Source organism: Bradyrhizobium sp. UFLA06-24 (genome assembly GCF_054967145.1).
This window is the reverse complement of the sequence record NZ_JADFUE010000065.1, coordinates 1-17,635: the sequence shown is the minus strand read 5'-3', so window position 1 is coordinate 17,635 and position 17,635 is coordinate 1. Positions and strand designations below refer to the sequence as shown.

At 64.6% G+C, this 17,635-nt stretch carries 18 protein-coding genes; 5 read left to right on the top strand and 13 right to left on the bottom strand.

Annotation, left to right across the window (positions count from 1 at the left end):
* Window positions 1-89: 89 nt before the first annotated feature.
* The 8 genes from IF809_RS31975 to IF809_RS31940 form a co-directional block, all read right to left on the bottom strand.
* Window positions 90-290: a hypothetical protein gene (locus IF809_RS31975; protein ID WP_092302175.1), complete on the bottom strand. Its 201-nt coding sequence runs from the start codon at window positions 288-290 to the stop codon at window positions 90-92.
* 293 nt (window positions 291-583) lie between these two features.
* The gene (gene flhA / locus IF809_RS31970) at window positions 584-2,725 is read right to left on the bottom strand and encodes a flagellar biosynthesis protein FlhA (RefSeq protein ID WP_164938859.1); all 2,142 of its coding nucleotides are present in this window, start codon (window positions 2,723-2,725) and stop codon (window positions 584-586) included.
* 342 nt (window positions 2,726-3,067) lie between these two features.
* The gene (locus IF809_RS31965) at window positions 3,068-3,367 is read right to left on the bottom strand and encodes a copper-binding protein (protein WP_462839527.1); all 300 of its coding nucleotides are present in this window, start codon (window positions 3,365-3,367) and stop codon (window positions 3,068-3,070) included.
* A 16-nt stretch (window positions 3,368-3,383) separates the two neighbouring features.
* Window positions 3,384-3,863, bottom strand: coding sequence for a cupredoxin domain-containing protein (locus tag IF809_RS31960; protein ID WP_462839526.1), 480 nt, complete (start codon window positions 3,861-3,863; stop codon window positions 3,384-3,386).
* Window positions 3,864-3,875: 12 nt separating this feature from the next.
* On the bottom strand, window positions 3,876-5,207 hold the full coding sequence (locus IF809_RS31955) for a copper oxidase (RefSeq protein ID WP_128968099.1): 1,332 nt from the start codon (window positions 5,205-5,207) through the stop codon (window positions 3,876-3,878).
* A 13-nt stretch (window positions 5,208-5,220) separates the two neighbouring features.
* Entirely contained in the window at window positions 5,221-6,645 is a 1,425-nt protein-coding gene (locus tag IF809_RS31950; protein ID WP_462839525.1) for a TolC family protein, read from the bottom strand.
* 9 nt (window positions 6,646-6,654) lie between these two features.
* The gene (locus IF809_RS31945; RefSeq protein ID WP_128968097.1) at window positions 6,655-6,936 is read right to left on the bottom strand and encodes a hypothetical protein; all 282 of its coding nucleotides are present in this window, start codon (window positions 6,934-6,936) and stop codon (window positions 6,655-6,657) included.
* Window positions 6,937-7,010: 74 nt separating this feature from the next.
* Window positions 7,011-7,418: a hypothetical protein gene (locus tag IF809_RS31940; protein ID WP_462839524.1), complete on the bottom strand. Its 408-nt coding sequence runs from the start codon at window positions 7,416-7,418 to the stop codon at window positions 7,011-7,013.
* 248 nt (window positions 7,419-7,666) lie between these two features.
* Here IF809_RS31940 and IF809_RS31935 point away from each other — a divergent pair, with 248 nt between their 5' ends.
* A complete protein-coding gene (locus IF809_RS31935) occupies window positions 7,667-8,854 on the top strand; it encodes an MFS transporter (RefSeq protein WP_244659426.1) in 1,188 nt (395 codons plus the stop codon).
* On the opposite strand, the gene IF809_RS31930 is transcribed toward IF809_RS31935, so the two are convergent.
* Window positions 8,851-9,258 (bottom strand): DUF4864 domain-containing protein, encoded by a 408-nt coding sequence (locus tag IF809_RS31930; protein ID WP_128968094.1) that lies wholly within the window; start codon window positions 9,256-9,258, stop codon window positions 8,851-8,853. The two genes, IF809_RS31935 and IF809_RS31930, sit on opposite strands and share 4 nt — an antisense overlap.
* Before the next feature lie 53 nt (window positions 9,259-9,311).
* Window positions 9,312-9,950, bottom strand: coding sequence for a TetR/AcrR family transcriptional regulator (locus IF809_RS31925; protein ID WP_128968093.1), 639 nt, complete (start codon window positions 9,948-9,950; stop codon window positions 9,312-9,314).
* 241 nt (window positions 9,951-10,191) lie between these two features.
* Here IF809_RS31925 and IF809_RS31920 point away from each other — a divergent pair, with 241 nt between their 5' ends.
* Genes IF809_RS31920 through IF809_RS31910 form a run of 3 tightly spaced genes read left to right on the top strand, consistent with a single transcriptional unit; the run spans window position 10,192 to window position 13,995 of the window.
* Window positions 10,192-10,689 carry a (2Fe-2S)-binding protein gene (locus IF809_RS31920; RefSeq protein WP_453992863.1) on the top strand — a complete coding sequence of 166 codons (498 nt, stop codon included), beginning with the start codon at window positions 10,192-10,194 and terminating at the stop codon, window positions 10,687-10,689.
* Window positions 10,686-11,741, top strand: coding sequence for an FAD binding domain-containing protein (locus IF809_RS31915; protein WP_462839523.1), 1,056 nt, complete (start codon window positions 10,686-10,688; stop codon window positions 11,739-11,741). The genes IF809_RS31920 and IF809_RS31915 overlap by 4 nt, the downstream gene beginning before the upstream one ends.
* Window positions 11,734-13,995 (top strand): xanthine dehydrogenase family protein molybdopterin-binding subunit, encoded by a 2,262-nt coding sequence (locus IF809_RS31910; RefSeq protein WP_462839522.1) that lies wholly within the window; start codon window positions 11,734-11,736, stop codon window positions 13,993-13,995. Before IF809_RS31915 ends, IF809_RS31910 begins: the two co-directional genes overlap by 8 nt.
* A gap of 45 nt (window positions 13,996-14,040) precedes the next feature.
* Here IF809_RS31910 and IF809_RS31905 read toward each other — a convergent pair whose 3' ends face one another.
* The 3 genes from IF809_RS31905 to IF809_RS31895 all read right to left on the bottom strand — a co-directional run bounded on the left by IF809_RS31905 (window position 14,041) and on the right by IF809_RS31895 (window position 16,544).
* Complete coding sequence (locus IF809_RS31905) at window positions 14,041-15,555, bottom strand: lysozyme inhibitor LprI family protein (protein ID WP_462839521.1); 1,515 nt, start codon at window positions 15,553-15,555, stop codon at window positions 14,041-14,043.
* A 103-nt stretch (window positions 15,556-15,658) separates the two neighbouring features.
* A complete protein-coding gene (locus tag IF809_RS31900) occupies window positions 15,659-15,811 on the bottom strand; it encodes a hypothetical protein (RefSeq protein WP_462839520.1) in 153 nt (50 codons plus the stop codon).
* Between the two features lie 184 nt (window positions 15,812-15,995).
* Window positions 15,996-16,544 carry a cupin domain-containing protein gene (locus IF809_RS31895; RefSeq protein ID WP_462839519.1) on the bottom strand — a complete coding sequence of 183 codons (549 nt, stop codon included), beginning with the start codon at window positions 16,542-16,544 and terminating at the stop codon, window positions 15,996-15,998.
* Between the two features lie 150 nt (window positions 16,545-16,694).
* Here IF809_RS31895 and aptA point away from each other — a divergent pair.
* A partial coding sequence (aptA, locus tag IF809_RS31890; RefSeq protein WP_462839518.1) for an omega-aminotransferase AptA occupies window positions 16,695-17,635 on the top strand: 941 nt, incomplete at its 3' end.

The window sequence follows — 17,635 nt, the reverse complement described above, 5'->3', positions numbered from 1 at the left end:
ACTTGGGGTTGGGGTCGTCTACATATCCACGTGGCGACTTTGGGGGGCTGGTAAAGAGCCGCGTGAATTCCTTGAAACTCAAAATCTCCTTAGCGAACGAGCGTTGCGTTCGAGCTGGTGATCACAACCGGCTTGCCGGCCTTGATGACGCGGGCAGTCTGGGTCAGGCCGTCATCCGAACCCGTGCGTGCCGTGATGCCGAAGCCAGCGACTGCGATCCCTGCGACGAGGGCCACGACCACAATCTTCAAGTGGGTCGAGCGATCTGCGCTGTAGATCGAGTGGTTCATGGAAGCCTCCTGCCGCCATCTACCCGAAGTAGTCGCCGGCCTGTTCAGGCAGGTTCATGCTTCCGGTGCCCAACAACCTAGTATTGGGGGGATTCGTTCCCAAGTGGCCATCACAAGAGCGTGATAGGACGTGAAAGATCGCGATCAAAATCCTATCGCGATCGCCTGATTATACAATTATTTCAATGACGTAATCTGCTCGGAAGGCGCCTTGTCAACGGTTGGTCCACCAGGGCCAGGAACTCAAAAACCATTTGCCTGTGGCCGAAAAACATACGGCTTATTAAGGCAAATCAGACGCTTCCGACCGTTTTCAGCCTCGCCCTGGGATGGATTTCGGCCTGCGACAGCACGGTCGTCTGGGCGCGGAACCGTTCGACCAACGAGCGGACGAAGGGACGAATTGCCGCAGACGTTACCAGCACCGGCGCTTCGCCTTCGCGGGCGGCGCGTTCGAAAGCCTCGCGTACGGCGGTCATGAATTCCGAGAGCTTCGAGGGCTGCATCGCGAGGCTGCGCTCCTCGCCCTGGCCGATGATGGATTCGGCAAAGGCCTGCTCCCATTTCGCCGACAGCGCGATCAGCGGCAGATAGCCGGCATAGGAGGTGTTTTGGGCGCAGATCTGCCGCGCCAGCCGAGCGCGGACATGCTCGACCATGCTCGCGGGGTTGCGTGAGAAGGCGAGCGAGTCGGCGATGCCTTCGAGGATGGTCGAGAGGTCGCGGATCGAGATGCGCTCGGCAAGCAGCAGCTGCAGCACGCGCTGGATGCCGGAAACCGTGACCTGCGCCGGCACGATGTCCTTGACCAGCTCGCTCTGCTCCTTCGGCAGCTCCTTGAGCAGCTTCTGCACCTCGCCATAAGAGAGCAGATCCGACATGTTGGCCTTGAGCAGCTCGGTGAGGTGGGTCGAGAGCACCGTCGCGGCATCGACGACGGTGTAGCCTTTGAGCGAGGCCTCCTCCTTGAGGCTGGCGTCGACCCAGGTTGCGGGCAGGCCGAAGGTCGGCTCGGTGGTGTGGATGCCGGGCACCTGCACCTGGCTGCCGCCGGGGTCCATGACCATGAACTGGTTCGGCCAGATCTTGCCGGTACCGGCGTCGACCTCCTTGATCTTGATGATGTAGGTGTTGGCCTCGAGCTGGACGTTGTCGAGGATGCGCACCGCCGGCATGACGAAGCCCATCTCGATCGCCAGCGAACGGCGCAGCGCCTTGATCTGCTCGGTGAGCCGGTCGGTGCCGTCGGGGCCATTGACCAGCGGCAGCAGCGCATAGCCGAGCTCGATCTTGAGGTCGTCGATCTTCAACGCCGCGGAGATCGGCTCGTCCGCGGCCGCAGCGCCCGGCGCGCCGGGTTGACCCGGGGCGGGCGCGGCCTTGGCGGCTTCCTCGGCCTTGACGGCGGTGCGCTTGTGGTTGCGCGCGGTCCAGGCCAGCGCGCCGGCGCCGGCGCCGAGCGCGAGGAAGGGGATGGTCGGAATGCCGGGCAGCGCCGCCAGCACCAGCATCACCGCTGAGGACATCGCCAGCGCCTGCGGATAGCCCGAGAACTGCTTCATCAGCGCCTTGTCGGCCGCGCCGGAGACGCCGGCCTTGGAGACGAGCAGGCCGGCCGCGGTCGAGACGATCAGCGCCGGCACCTGGGTGACGAGGCCGTCACCGACGGTCAGCAGCGTGTAGCTCCGGCCCGCGTCGGCAAAGGACAGGCCTTGCTGCGCGACGCCAATGATCATGCCGCCGACGACGTTGATGAAGACGATGAGGAGGCCCGCGATGGCATCGCCGCGGACGAACTTCGAGGCACCGTCCATGGCGCCGAAGAAGCCGCTTTCGTCCTCCAGGGCCTTGCGGCGCTCCTTGGCGACCTTTTCGTCGATCAGTCCGGCGGACAGGTCGGCGTCGATCGCCATCTGCTTGCCGGGCATGGCGTCCAGGTGAAAGCGGGCGGCGACTTCGGCGATACGGCCCGAACCCTTGGTGATGACGACGAAATTGACGATGATCAGGATCGCGAAGACGATGATGCCGATGACAAAATTGCCGCCCATCACGAAGCTGCCGAAGGCCTCGATGACGTGACCGGCGGCATCCGTGCCCTCGTGCCCGTGCGACAGGATCAGGCGGGTCGAAGCCATGTTGAGCGACAGGCGCAGCATGGTCGAGATCAGGAGGATGGTCGGGAAGGCGGAGAATTCCAACGGCGCCTGGATGAACAGCGAGGTCATCAGGATCAGGATCGAGAGCGTGATCGAGATCGCCAGGAACAGGTCGAGCACGATCGCGGGCAGCGGCAGGATCAGCACCACCAGGATGGTGAGGATGCCGAGCGCCAACGCGATGTCGCCGCGCTTGAGGATCGTGACGATCTCGGAGACGGAGGGGATGCCGGGTTTCCCTGCGCCTACGCCCTGTCCCGCGGTGACGTCGACCATGGTAGCTGCCTCCCCGCGCGACTGCCGTCCGCGCGCCCCAAACGTCTGCGCGGCGGCCGATGGGCCGCCGTTCCGAAAGTGAGGCACCGCACTGGCGTCCACGGGAGCTCCCGTTTTACGCGGCTGACGACACTCGACTTCACCCGGCAATTCTTGCCGGGTGTATGGTTAGCAAAGGGTTAACGGAGGGGGGGAAGGCGGTCAGGCCCGGGGGTATTTCGGGGCTTTGGACCGTCATTCCGGGGCGCCCGGAGGGCGAGCCCGGAATCCTCGGGCGGCTGAGTTGGTGGATGAATGGATTCCGGGCTCGCGCTACGCGCGCCCCGGAATGACCGAAGGACCTTATTTCGCCTTTTGTATCTTGGTCACGGTGTAGCCCGAGGCCGCTTCCTCGGCTTCGAAGGTCACCTTATCGCCGACCTTCACCTGCTTGAGCATGGCGGGGTCCTTGACGCGGTAGACCATGGTCATGGGTTCATCCATGCCGAGGCTCTTGGCCGCGCCATGCTTGAGCGTGATCTTGCCGGCGCTCTCGTCGATCTTCTTGACCTCGCCATTGATGGAAGCGGCTTGCGCGAGCGCGCCCGCGGTCAGGCCCAGCGTCAGCGCGAGCACGGCGGTGGTGCGGATGATCGGATTCATATTGGTCTCCACTGGTTCATTTCACGGTGACGTGGCCGACCATGCCGTAGTCGCGATGATCGGGGATCAGGCAGGAAAATTCGAAGGTACCTGATTTGGTGAACTTCCAGACGATCTCGGCTGACTTGTTCGGTGCGAGCCGCACCCCGTTCGGATCGTCGTGCTCCATGTGCGGATGCTTCTTCATCACCTCGGCATGCGCGAGATTCTCCTTGGGCGTGGCGAGCAGGAATTCGTGATCCTCCCTGCCGACATTGCGCAGCACGAAGCGGATTTGCTCGCCGCGCTTCACCTCGATCTTCGACGGTTCGTAGGACATCTCGCTCATCGCAATCTCGACGGTGCGGGCCGGCTTGCTGGGATCGCCGGGCTCGCCGGCCGAGAAGCCGTGATGGCCGTGTCCTTCATGGGCGAGCGCGGGTGCGACCGCGAGCGCGGCCAGCGCCAGCAAGATGCCGATTGTTCTTGTCATTGAAGTCTCCGGTTGGGGGTTCATCGAAACGCTCACTTACATCTTCATCTTCTGTATCGGCGCGGCGGGTTGCCGCGCCGGCTCCGTTCCCGGTGAGGCGACTTCGTAGGCGACGGTGCCTTGCGGGAATCGATAGGGGCCGGGATCGCGGTAATCGTTGCGCGCCATGTCCTCGCGGATCTTCATCACCGTGAACATGCCGCCCATCTCGATCGGGCCGAACTGGCCGGCGCCTGACATCATCGGCAGCGTGTTGTCGGGGGTGGGCATCTCCATGTTGCCCATCGCCATGCCGGTCGAGCCCATCGCCATGGCATCGGGCGCGAGCTTGCCGACCGCCCTGGCGAGATCCTTGCGCGAGACGCCGATCAGGTTGCGCACATCGTGCCCCATCGCATTCATGGTGTGATGCGACTTGTGACAGTGGAACGCCCAGTCGCCAGGATTGTCGGCGAAGACGTCGAACACCCGGACAGCGCCGACCGGGACGTCGGTGGTCGTCTCCGGATATTGCGCGCTCTCGGGAATCCAGCCGCCATCGGTACAGGTCACCGCAAAGCTGTGGCCGTGCAGATGGATCGGATGGTTGGTCATGCTGAGATTGCCGATGCGCACGCGGACCTTGTCGCCGAGTCGGACCGGCAGCGGATCGATGCCGGGGAACACCCGCGCATTCCAGGTCCACATGTTGAAATCGGTCATCTCGTTGACGTGCGGCAAAGACGTGCCGGGATCGACGCGATAGGTGCTCATCACGAAGACAAAGTCACGATCGACGGGACGGAAGGTCGCCTCGCGCGGATGCACGACGACCATGCCCATCATGCCCATCGCCATCTGCACCATCTCGTCGGAATGCGGGTGGTACATGAAGGTCCCGCTCTTCTTCATCTCGAACTCGTAGACGAAGGTCTTGCCGGGCTGAATGTGCGGCTGGGTCAGTCCGCCGACGCCGTCCATGCCACTCGGGATGATCATGCCGTGCCAGTGGACGGTGGTGTATTCGGGCAGGCGGTTGGTGACGAAGATGCGGACCTTGTCGCCTTCGACCGCCTCGATGGTCGGGCCCGGCGATTGGCCGTTGTAGCCCCACAAATTCACCTTCATGCCTTCGGCGAATTCGCGCACCACGGGCTCGGCGACGAGATGGAATTCCTTCCAGTCGCCATTCATGCGGAACGGCAGTGTCCAGCCATTGAGCGTGACAACGGGGCGATAGTCGGGACCGCTAGTGGGGTGCAGCGGCGGCTGCATCACCGCCTTGTCCATGTGCGGCGCCTCCGGAATCGATGCTGCTTGCACTCGGCCTTGAATGGCGCCGGCGCCGACGAGTGCGGCGGTTCCCAAAAATCCTCGACGGGAAAACATGCTGGTCTCCATGTCAGTGGCCGCCGTCGGCAGGTGCTGCCGTGGCGATGGTGGTTGGAGTGTCGCCGCGGTCCGCAGGCGCGCCGCCGCCGTTGATGGCGGTCTGCAATTCGGATTGGGCGAGGAAGAAATTCTGCTTCGCATCGATCGCACCGCGCAGCGATGCGAGGCGCTGCCGCGCCTCGGTCAGGAGCGCAAAGATGTCGACCTGCATGCTGGAGAAGCGCAATTGCATCTCCTCGGAGATAATTTTTCGCAAGGGCAGGATCTCGCGCTGATAGTGGCTCGCGATGTCGTAGGTCGAGCGATAGACGCGATAAGCATCGCGCGCTTCGGAGCGGACGTTGACGGCACGTTCGGTCAAGCGGTTGAAGGCGAGGCTGTAGGTCTCCGCCGCCTGCCGCACCCGCACCTCGCCGCCGTCGAAGATCGGGATCTGGAATTGCACGTCGAAGCCGCGTTCGCGGAACGGCGCGCCTTCCGGGTCCTGGGTACGGCGGGAGATGCCGGCGAGGTCGAGCAGCGTCACGAAGCGTGTCGCTTCCGTGAGGTTCAAGGACTTCGCCAGCGCCGTCAGCTCCAGCCGCGCGATCTGCAGATCGAGGCGATGCGCGACCGCGTCGGCTTCGATCGACGGCAATGCCTGCGGCCGCCGTGGCAATGCCGGCAACGCATTGGGCAGGCGGAAATCGAGGCCGGCGTCCCAAAGCCCCATTAGCCGGGCGAGTTTTTCCCGCGCGCTGGTCGCTGCCTGCCGCGCGGTGGCGAGATCGGCGGTGGTCTCGGCATAAAACACCTGCTCGCGGGCCTGGTCGAGCTTGTTCACTGCGCCGGTCTCGCCGAGCTTGACGGCGAGTTGTGCGGTGGATTCCGCCGTCGATTTCGCATCGGTGAGCAGCGCCACCATCTCGTTTCCGGCGACCGCGCGGACATAAACGCGCCGGACATCGGCCGCGAGCCGCAGCGTTGCCAGCGCAGCGCGGAGTTGCGCCTGGCGGAAACGTTCGCGCGCGATGTCGGAGCGGAACGGCAGCGTTGCCAGTGCCAGGATGTCGCCGACCACTTGGCGCTCGATCTCGCTGGCGCCATTGCCGCTGATGCGGGAGATCGAGAACACCGGATTGGGCGGCAGACTCTGCTCGACGAGGTCGGTCTCGGCCAGCGCCAACTCGTTGTAGGCGGCTTGCAGCCCTTTGTTGTTGAGCAGCGCGACTTGTACGGCAGCATCTGCGTTGAGTGTTCGCGACCACAACAGGCGAACGCGCGCATCGACCCCACCGGCTCCCTCGGCCGTCCTCACGAAGGCGACATCCTTGTTGATGGCTTGGCCGGTCAGGTCCGAGACGGCTGTCATGCCGCTGTCAGGCGAAAACGCTGCGCAGCCGGAGAGGCTGAGTGCAGCAAGCACGAACAGACTGCGCGCAAAATGGTGTGCCATGGCGCGCTCCTACTGATTCTGCCTGGGCTGCGGCGTCACCGCATCGTTGCGCTCGCGCCAGGGGGAGGGCGGCGCGGGCCGGAGGCTCGTATAGGGCGCGATGGTCGACCGATAGCCGGCGCGCGCTACCTTTGCCGCAGGATCGGCAGGATCCGCGGTGGCCACGGAGGTCGTAGCCGGCATGCAGCCGGACAACGCCAGCGCGGCTGAGACCAGAAGCCAGTAAAACAGCACATCTCGTCCACGCACCGCAGATGCGGCGGCGAACTTCGCCCTGGAAAGCGCAAGCATGATTCATCCCTGATCTGTCAGATGACAAAGGCTCGCGCGCGCAGACGCGCGCGGCCTGACGTCGTCGCGTCGGATCAGGCGATGGGTGGGCGGTAGGGTAGGGGCGGCGCCTCGCTGTGCAGGCTCGCGGTGATCTCGACTGTACAGGCCGAGATCGGCTGGAGCGGCTTGGCGACGCTGGGCAACTCGGCCGGCAGCGCGCTTACGCACATCATTCCGCAGCAGGGGCCCGCTTTGCCCTTGCCGTCGTGATGGTGCTGAAGCGGCGCGGCCTGATGATGCGCGTGCATGCCGCCATGATCATGCGACGAAGCGCCGTGGACATGGTCGGCCGGCATCGCTTGGTGATGCGGAGCGACATCCGCCAGCACCGCCTCATCCAGACATGGCGCCGGACCATGGCCCCAGGCCAGCGCTGCGGCAGGCGCGAGCACGCAGAACAGATAGGCGAAGGCAACGAGCTGCCCCACCCTGATCCGCATCGATCTCGTCAAATGCAACAACATCCCGTCGTCATGCTCGTTACGCGACAAATTTGCACGCAAATCGCAACCTAGTCGCAAAGTATGGTTCCGCCAAGCTCTTCTTACCGCAGTGCACCGCGCATGCCCAATATCGCGGCACAATGCTTGACCACCAAGCGATCAGCGAACATGGTCCGGCCGTGCACGCACCAAATCACCCAGGACAGAAGCCGGGTTCTTTCGCCCCTGACTCGCGTCAGGCTTGGGTGAGGCTCGCGATCGCGCTTGTCATCGGCTCGATCGGAGCCGTCGGCATGTGGGCGGTGGTCGTGGTGATTCCCGTCGTGCAGGTCGAATTCGCCGCCACGCGCGGTGCGGTGTCGCTGGCCTTCACGCTGATGATGTTCGGCTTCGGGCTCGGCGGTGTGATCGCCGGCAAGATCACGGACCGGTTCGGTATCGTGCCGGCGATGGCGATCAGTATCGTCTTTCTCGGCATCGCAAATGTGCTGGCCGGGCTGTCGACCCAGCTCTGGCAGTTCGTGGCAGCTTATTTCCTGATCGGGCTTGGCACGTCCGCGACCTTCGCGCCGCTGATGGCGGAGGCCTCGCACTGGTTCGAGCGCTATCGCGGTCTCGCCGTGACCATCGTCGCGAGCGGCAATTACGTCGCCGGCACGATGTGGCCGCCGATCGTGAATTGGGGCACCCAGACCGCCGGTTGGCGCACCACCCATATCGGCATCGGCATCGTCTGTGCGAGCACGATGGCGCTTCTGGTCCTCGTCCTGCGCGCCCAGATGGGTAACGACCAGATTCGCAATCACGCCAACGCGCCGCCGCCGCGGGTCGATCTGAACCTGTCGACCAACACGCTGACGGTGCTGCTCTCGATCGCCAGCATCGCCTGCTGCGTGGCCATGGCGATGCCGCAGGTGCATATCGTCGCTTATTGCGGCGATCTCGGTTATGGGGTCGCCCGCGGCGCCGAGATGCTGTCGCTGATGATGGGCTGCGGCATCATCAGCCGCATCGGCTCGGGCTATCTCGCCGACAAGATCGGCGGCATCCGCACGCTGCTGCTCGGATCGCTGGCGCAGGGCTTTGCGCTGGTGTTCTACCTGTTCTTCGACGGACTCACCTCGCTCTATCTGATCTCCGCGATGTTCGGCCTGTTCCAGGGCGGCATCGTGCCGAGCTACGCCATCATCGTGCGCGAGGCGATGCCGGCGAGCGAAGCTGCAACGCGCGTCGGCATCGTGATCTTCGCTTCCGTGTTCGGCATGTCCTTTGGCGGCTGGGTGTCCGGCATCATCTTCGATGCCACCGGGTCCTATGCCGCGGCGTTTGCGAACGGCGTGGCCTGGAACGCGCTCAATGTCGGCATCGTCTTGACGCTGTTGATCCGCTCGCGCATCAATTCGGTCAAGACCGGACCGAATTTCGCAACCTAGACTGCCTGTCCCGCTTTCAGCAGCGAGCAGCCGGTGATCTCATAGCTGCCGTCGGCCTGCTGTTCGAGCGTGTAGAGCGCTTCCCAAGCCTCGCCATTGGCATCGATAATGTGAACGCGCTGGGCAACCGAGCTGCCCTCGGTCTTGCCGTCGCCGAACTCGAAGCTCTTGTGGCGGTAGACCGGCGCATAGCCGTTCTGCACCATCGCCATGAAGATCTCGGGTGTGGGGAATATCTGCTTGATGGCCGGTGCGGCGTAGGAATAGGCGGTCGCCGCATCGTCATGAACGAAGGCCTGTTCCTGGGCGCGGATCACGCCTTGCGCCGCCGAAACATCGTCTGCGCGAGCGGCAAGGGGGCTGAAGGCAATAGCGATGGCGGCGACCAAGGCTGCAATGCGCATGACAGGCTCCGCGTTGATATCGTGGCAACGCCGACCCTAGCACATCCCGGCGCCTACCGCCTCCGCTTCGCCGCCGATTTCGCGGGCCTGGCGGCTCGCGCCTTCGTCTTGGATGCTGCCTGCACGCGCAGGCCGTCGACGAACACGTCGAGGAGACGTAGCGCAGTGGACTGCCAGCCGGGCTGGTCGTGGATGTAGCACATGCCGAAGAACGCGCGCAGGAAGTCCTCGGGACTGATGTCGGCGCGCATCTCGCCGGCCGCTACCGCGCGCTCGAGCAGCGAGCCGGTCGCCCTCGTCAGCCGATCGAAGGAGAAGGCGTGCAGTTCGGACCCGCTCTGCACCGCGAGCGCCAAGGCTGCCACCATGCCCTTCTTGGTGGCGACGAATTCGACGCCTGAGCGCAGCCAGCGCCTCAATGCATCGACTGGGTCCTTCGCACTTTTCAATTGTTCGGCGAGCTCGCTGAGCTGCTCGACCTCACGCCGGTACACCGCCTCGAACAAATCCTCGCGGGTCGGAAAATGCCGATACAGCGTGCCGATGCCGACCCCGGCGCGTTTGGCCACGGCCTCCAGGCTCGCCTCCGGGCCGCCCGCGCTGAACACCGCCTTGGCCGCTTCAAGCACACGCTCGCGATTGCGCACGGCATCGGCGCGCGGCTTGCGGGTCTGGTCGGTGTGGTCGTCCATGGCAGGCAATGTAGATCACGAATTGGTTAGATTGAACCCCAAGCGCGGCGTATCGCGTTGTCGGTGCGTGGGATTTTGACGGATTCCAGATATTTTTCGCCGACCCTTGTTAAGCGGAGGGTGCCTCCGTATCTTCGCGAGTGCCGGCCCGGATCATGTCCGGACCGGTGCGATATCGACGGCGGCCACGGCGGTGGCGCGCCGAGCGATGAGCCATGTCCATTTCTGATCGGAGCCTTGTATGAACCACTCCATCAGCCTCACCGTGAACGGTGCACGGCGCGACTTCGTCCTCGACGATCCCCGCGTCACGCTGCTCGATCTCCTGCGTGAGCGCCTCCATCTCACCGGAACCAAGAAGGGATGCGACCGCGGCCAGTGCGGCGCCTGCACCATTCTCGTCGACGGCAAACGCATCAATTCCTGCCTCGCACTCGCCATCAGCCATGACGGCGCCGAGATTCTGACGATCGAAGGTATCGCACGCGGCGACCAGCTTCACCCCGTCCAGGCCGCTTTCATCGCCCATGACGGCTTCCAGTGCGGCTTCTGCACGCCCGGCCAGATCATGAGCGCAATCGGCATGATGCAGGAGGGGCAGGCCGGCAACGATCCCGAGCGTATCCGTGAATGCATGAGCGGCAATCTGTGCCGCTGCGGCGCCTATGCCGGCATCGTCGATGCCGTGCTCGAAGCGCAGGCGGGTGCCGATCAATCCAACCAGAGGCGCTCCGCATGAACCAGTTCGACTATATCAGGCCTGCGACGGTCGCTGAAGCCGTTGCCGCCGCCGCCCAGCCGGGCACTGCGTATCTTGCCGCCGGCACCAATCTGCTGGATCTGATGAAGGGCAATGTCAGCCGGCCGGATCGGCTGGTCGACGTCACGCGTCTCGACGGGCTCGATCGGATCGAGCGCCTCGGTGATGGGTCGTTGCGGATCGGCTCGCTCGTGAGCAATGCCGATCTCGCGCATGATGCGGAGTTTGCCAAGGCCTATCCAGCCGTTGCCGAAGCGCTGCTCTCCGGCGCATCGGCGCAGCTGCGCAACGCCGCGACCGTGGGCGGCAATCTGTTGCAGCGGACGCGCTGCGCCTATTTCTACGACACCGCCAGCCGTTGCAACAAGCGCGAGCCCGGCAGCGGGTGCGACGCCCGCGAGGGCGTGAACCGGTCACATGCCGTGCTCGGCTGGAGCGAGAGCTGCATCGCAACGCACCCCTCGGACTTCTGCGTGCCGCTGGTGGCGCTCGACGCCATCGTGGAGATCGAAGGCAAAAACGGCCGCCGCGAGATCGCGCTCGACGAGTTGCATCGGCTACCCGGCGATACACCCGACCACGAATCCGTACTAGAGCCCGGCGATCTCATCGTCGCCGTGCGTCTGCCGCCTGCCGCGCGCGGCTTTGCCGCGCATGCACGCTATCTCAAGGTTCGCGAGCGGACATCCTACGCATTCGCCATCGTCTCCGCCGCGGCGGCGCTGCGGATCGAGAACGGCAGAATCGTGGAGGCGCGGCTTGCGCTTGGCGGTGTTGCCGCAAAGCCCTGGCGGGCCCGGCCTGCGGAGGAGGTCCTGAAGGGAGTCGCGCCAACGGCGGATGCCTTCCAGGAAGCTGCATGGCGTGCGCTCACCGACGCAAAACCGTCGGGCGACAACGCCTACAAGATCGAACTCGCGCGACGCATCGTGGTGCGCGCGCTGACCCTTGCCGCAGCCGGCACGCCCGCGCGGATCCCCGCGCTGCCGGCCTCTCCCTTTGCTTCGACGTCTGGAGCCATTCATGCCTGAGCTCAATCTCACCAGCGCTCCCGCTCATCTCCGTCATGGCTCGAACATCGGCCAGCCGCTGACCCGCCGCGACGGCGTGCTCAAGGTGAAGGGGCAGGCGACCTATGCCGCCGACAATCATCCGCCCGGGATGCTGTTTGCGGTGATGGCGGTATCCAGCATCGCGCATGGCCGCGTGACCTCGCTCGACGTCGCTGCCGCAAAGCGCCATCCCGGTGTCATCGATGTCATGACGCCGGACCACAAGCCGCAACTCGCGATCGATCCGGAGATCAAGACCAACCCGTTCGTGTTCCGGATGGAGGTGTTGCAGAGCAACGAGGTTCGCTACGCCAACCAGCCCATCGCCGTCGTGATTGCCGAGACGCTCGAGGCCGCGACCGAAGGGGCGGTGCTGCTGGCGCCGCGCTACGAGACGTTGCCCGCTCTCGTCGGCCTCGATGCCGGCGATCGTTACGTGCCGCCCGTCGTCGGTGTCGGCAACCCAGCGGAACATCATCGCGGTGACGTCGATGCGGGCCTTGCCTCGGCGAACAAGAGAATCGACGCGACCTATGAGACGCCACCGCAATATCACAATGCGATGGAGCCGCATGCGATCGTGGCTAGCTGGGACGGCGACCGTCTTCAGATCGACATGCCGACCCAGGGTCTGATGCTGTCGCTGGCGCGCGTCGCCGAATTGTTCGGCATCCCGCACGACAAGATCCACATCCGTAGCCCTTTCCTCGGCGGCGGCTTTGGCTCCAAAGGACTCATGGCAGGTCCGCCGGTGCTCGGCATCATGGCCGCAAAGCTGGTCGGCAGGCCGGTGAAGCTGGTGCTGCGTCGGGAGCAGATGTATGGCCCGGTGGGCCATCGGGCCCCGACGCGTCAGCGCTTGCGCATCGGCGCCGATGCGGAGGGGCGCCTGACCGCGCTCGATCACCACGCGCGTACTGTGTCGAGCACGTTCGACGATTTCTATGAACCGGCGGCCGATGCTTCGCACACGCTTTATGCATCGCCTGCGATCCGCACCTCGCATGACGCGGTGCGCGTCAACACCGGTACGCCATTGTTCATGCGCGCGCCGGGCGAGGCGACAGGATCGATTGCATTGGAAAGCGCCATCGACGAGATGGCCTGGGCCTGCGGCATGGATCCGCTCGCCTTCCGCCTTAAGAACTATGCCGAGGTCGAGCCGATCACCGGCAAGCCGTTTTCGTCGAAAGCGTTGCGGGCCTGCTACGATCAGGGTGCTGCGCGTTTTGGCTGGGCGAAGCGGCCGCTCCAGCCGCGGCAGATGCGGGACGATGCCGGCCATCTGGTCGGCTGGGGCATGGGCACGGCGACGTTCCCTGCGCTGATGTTCCAGGCCGAAGCGCGCGCGGCAATCCGTCGTGACGGCACCGGCGCGATGGAGATCGGCGCCCACGACATGGGGCAGGGCGCCTGGACGGCGCTGGCCCAGATCGCAGCCGATGCCGTCGGCCTGGATATTGACCGCGTCACGTTCAAGGCGGGTACATCCGACCTGCCCGATGCCGGCATCGCCGGTGGCTCGGCGCATACGGCGACTGCAGGTGCTGCGATCCACAGCGCCGGCGCCGCTGTGGTCGCAAAACTCGCCGACCTTGCCACTAATGACGAGCGCTCGCCCCTGTTCGGCGCCGGCAATGCCGGCGTGATCGCGCGCGATGGCCGGTTGATCCGCCGCGACGACGAGAGCCGCAGCGAGAGCTACGCCGAGATCCTGGCGCGCGCCGATGTCGCCGAGGTCGAGGCGCGCGGCACCGGCGCGGCGAACCCTGCAGCGATGGAAGAGTATGCGATGCATGCCCATGGCGCGGTGTTCGCCGAGGTGAAGGTCGATCCCGAACTCGCCCAGGTCCGCGTTACCCGCATGGTCGGGGCCTTCGCGGCGGGGCGCATCGTCAATCCGCATCTGGTGAAGAGCCAGCTGTTCGGCGGCATGATCTGGGGCATGTCATTTGCGCTGCACGAGGAGGCCATCACCGACCGCCGCAGCGGCAGGATCATGAACGCCAATCTCGGCGAGTACCATATCCCCGTGAATGCCGACGTGCCGCCGCTCGACGTGATCACGGTCGAGGAGCATGATCCGCATGTGAATGCGCTCGGCATCAAGGGCGTTGGCGAGATCGGCATCACGGGCAGTGCCGGCGCGGTTGCCAACGCGGTCTGGCATGCGACCGGCGTGCGGGTGCGGCGCTTCCCGATCCGGATCGAGGAGCTGCTGACGCAACTCTGATCCCCTGCAAAGCGCGATGACGATTCATCAGAATCGCGTCGCGCTTTAGCGTATCGCGCCGGGCGGATTGTCGATGTCCTGGGACGGTCTGACTGGAAACAGCCGCGCGGTCGAGGAGATCGTGGTGTTGCGCTTGCATTTCGGCTCGTCGTCGGCGTTGTCGTTCTTGCCTTCGCGTTGTCTGGCAAAGACATCGTCGAGCCTGTTGACGACGAGCATGGCGTGGTCGCGCTCCAGCGTGTCCGGGTTCTTGCGCTGCTCGCTCGAGCGGAAAGTGCTACCCTTGAGATCGCCGCTGATCTCGTAGTCGCAGCCGCCCTTCCAGTCGGCCTGTGACCACTTCCAACCCTGGGCCTCGACCGCGCCGTCCTTGTCGACGGTGACCTTGATGATGGCGTTATGGGCGAGCCAGGTGCCGGCAAGACCGATGCGCTTGTCGTCGAAACCTTCGAGCAGCGCGATGCGTTCGCGTTGCAGGCCGTTGAGACGTTCTCGCCCGAACACGGTGTAGTGCATCGCCGAGGTGCGCTTCTCCCACGCCGGATGCAGGAATTCCGGATATTGCAAAGTCTGGGCGCTCACCCAGTGGCGCTGGTCCTCCGTGAGTGCGCGGCGCGTTGTCTCGTCGAGACGTGGCAGCAGCGCTCTCCATGCCCGGTTCAGCCGCTGGTCGTTCGCGACCAGGTCCGGGTCGGCGCAGATTTCCTCGTCCGTCGCCGTGTCCGGCCTCGTGCAGTCGAAGGTCGGCATCACGAAGCTGGTGTCGGTCTTGTCGGCCCCATCCTGCTTTCCGCTCGCGAAATAGCTGCCGGTCACCTGGCCGAGCCGATCGCAGTCCGGATCGTTGGAGGAGAACCACTGCTGTTCGTTTGCCAGCAGCACGATGCGGAGCGTATCGCCCTGCCGTCGCAATTTGATCGGGACTGAAACGGCGGGCTTCGCTTCGGGCTCGGACGGTTGCGCCGGCATCGTGATGCCGACGTGCCAGCCATCGTCGCCGGGCTTCACCATCGCGGTGAGCTTGCAATGCCAATGCCTGTCGCTGCCGTAGTTGGAGTTCAACTCCGCCTCGAGGCGATAGGCGCCTGCCTCGGTCGCGGTCAGCGAAACGCCGCCCAGCGCGTTGGCCCATGCGCCGCTCAGGCCACCGCGTCCGAAGCCGCGGGCGAGGTCGTCGAGCGTGGCCGCGCGCCGGCGGAGCGCGTTGGCCAGGTTCTCGCGCAGCTCGGCCTCGTCGGCCTCCTCTACCGTATAGGCGGCCTCCTGGATCATGTCGTTGAACCAGGCCTGATCGCGCTTGAACAGCGGTCGGATGTTGACCGGGGCCTTGGTAAGAGCTGCCGCAAACGATCTATCGACCGCGGCGACGAGTTTGTCGTAGCCGGCTTCCCGGCAGAATTTGCTTGGGCCCTCGGTCTTGCTGCCGTCGGAGCTTGCCGCGCAGAACGTCATCGTCATTGATGCGTTGCTGCTGGCGCGCAGGAAATCGTCCATGGCTTGGGCGGAAGCGGGAGCGAACAGCGCGGCTGCAAGTAGCGCGAGGCGGAACGACGTGGGCATGAGCGGCTCTTCGATCAAAGCAGATAGTGCCTGCTGCTTGGTCGTCGCGCATCTCTTCCCGGTTCAGGCGAACGCACAACGTCGCTCACGCCGTGGACATGCGTCAGTTCATCAACCGCCGCAGCGCCTTGAGCTGCTCTTTCTGATCCTCGAGGTTTTTCTCGATCGCCTTGCGCAGCTCTTGCGTGTGGAGCTTGTCGGCATCGCGCTGGAGCTGATCGAGCGCTGCTTCTGCGTTGGGGAGCGTGATCTTCATCTGCGAACCTCCGACGAAGCGGCCCCGGAGTGCCTAGGAGTCCGGGGCCATAACCTCAACACCTTTGCGCGAGGCTGCTCGGCTACGACTCGTACTATAAGGCGGTCGGGCCTGCAGAAATTGAGCTGGCTCAACCACTGCCGATGCCGGTGCTCCGTACGATTCCGGAGGAGACGGTCGCGCTTCAGAATGTCGGCGGGGTACAGGCCGAGATCACTTCGCAGGGCTTGCCGCCGACGCAGCGGAATCGGTGTGGCCGTCGGCTTTCGAAGTAATAGGCGTCCCCGGGATTGAGGATGCGCCGCTCGTCTTCGACGGTGACTTCGAGCTTCCCCGAGATCACGATGCCGCCTTCCTCGCCTTCATGAACGAGATGCACGCGTCCGGTGTCGCTGCTGGGTTCGTAGCGCTCTTTCAGAATTTGCAGACTGCGGCCGAACAGATTGTCGCCGACCTGCCGATAGGAAATCGGCTTCTTGCCGACCTCGGTGAGTTCTTCGGCGCGGTAGAAGATCTTGCGGCGGGACTCCGGCTCCAGCGCGAAGAACTCGGCGAGCCCCATCGGAATGCCGTCGAGGATGCGTTTGAGCGCGCCGACGGAGGGGTTCATCTGGTTCGATTCAATCAGCGAGATGGTCGAATTTGTGACGCCGGCGCGCTTCGCCAGCTCGCGCTGCGACAATTTCTGACGCGCCCGGATGAATCGCAGCCGTCCACCGATATCGACGCTCATGGGGCCAGGTCCTGTGTTGCAGGTGTTGCGGATCGCGCAAATATGGACCGGCAGCCTCAGTAAAATCAATGGCTTGTAGCTCATCAGAAAAGGACTTGTTGCGCTATCGAAGCCGTGGCTCTGCTAGGCGGTCAGCAAAGGAGCGCGGCCGTGACCCTTCATCAGATTCCGAACACTATCAAGACCGACTCGTTCTGGATGCCGTTCACGGCCAACCGGCAGTTCAAGAAGGCGCCGCGCCTGTTTTCCTCGGCCGAGGGCATGCACTACACCACGGTCGACGGCCGCAAGGTGATCGACGGCTCCGCTGGCCTCTGGTGCGTCAATGCCGGCCACGGCCGCAAGCAGATTGCCGCCGCCGTCGAACGGCAGTTGATGACGCTGGACTTCGCGCCGTCGTTCCAGATGGGCCATCCGCTGGCTTTCGATTTCGCCGAGCGCCTCGCCGAGATCGCACCGAAGGGCCTCGATCGCGTCTTCTTCACCAACTCCGGCTCTGAATCGGTCGACACCGCGCTGAAGATCGCGCTGGCCTATCACCGCGCCACCGGCCAGGCGAGCCGCACCCGCTTGATCGGCCGTGAGCGCGGCTATCATGGCGTCGGTTTCGGCGGGACCTCGGTCGGCGGCATGGTCGCCAACCGTCGCGCCTTCACCACGTTGCTGCCGGGCGTCGACCACATCCGCCACACCCATGATCTCTCCCGCAACGCATTCGCCAAGGATCAGCCCGAGCACGGCGCCGAGCTTGCTGACGATCTCGAGCGCCTGGTCGGCTTGCATGGCGCCGAGACGATCGCCGCCGTGATCGTCGAGCCGGTGCCGGGCTCGACAGCCGTGCTGCCGCCGCCCAAGGGCTATCTGCAGCGCCTGCGCGAGATCTGCGACAAGCACGGCATCCTCCTGATTTTTGACGAGGTCATCACCGGCTTCGGTCGCCTCGGCACGCCGTTCGCCGCCAATTTCTTCGGCGTCACGCCGGACCTGATGACGACGGCGAAGGGCATCACCAACGGCACCATTCCGTGCGGTGCAGTGTTCGCCAGCCGCAAGGTTCACGACGGCATGATGGTCGGTCCCGAGAACATGAT